Annotated in this window: 1 protein-coding gene; it reads right to left on the reverse strand. The window is 46.8% G+C overall.

Translation table 11 applies throughout. The features are described 5' to 3' along the window. Nucleotides 1-511, reverse strand: a 511-nt coding sequence (locus tag R7R24_RS28785; RefSeq protein ID WP_318120468.1) for an inositol monophosphatase family protein, incomplete at its 3' end; no start/stop codon positions are given. Between the last annotated feature and the right edge of the window lie 76 nt (nucleotides 512-587).

Here is a 587-nt window from a genome sequence, read left to right on the forward strand (position 1 = left end):
GGCTGATAGCAATGGCAATGTTTTGTCCTGCTTGTTCATGTTTGTGCGTGTGGATTTTCACGCTTTCAGACATGTCTGGGATTTTCCACGCACCTTTGCCGCTGTATGCGTAATACGTGACGCCAGAAACAGGCCCATACACTACGCCCATCGCTGGCTTGTTGTTGTCAATTAATGCAATGATGGTCGCAAAGTCGCCACTGCGTGCGATGAATTCTTGTGTGCCATCTAGTGGATCGACCAACCAATAACGCTGCCATTGTGCGCGCTGCTCTAAGCTGATGTCGGCGGCTTCTTCAGACAACACGGGGATGTCTGGCGTCAGTTCACTTAAACGTTCAGTGATGAGTTTGTGCGCGGCAATATCGGCGCTTGTGACCGGTGTTTCATCACTTTTGGTATACGCTTCATATTGCTTTTTCTCGTAGATATCGAGAATCATTTGTCCCGCACTGCGGGCAATTTCGATAACTTGAGGAAGCAGGTGAGATAGATCTTTTGTCATTGGCATAAGTGATAGTCCTTACTCACAATATTTGTCGGTTTACACCGTTATTGATTGTTGTTGTGAGTGGTGTTTGGTAAGT

Source organism: Vibrio sp. 704 (assembly GCF_033339295.1).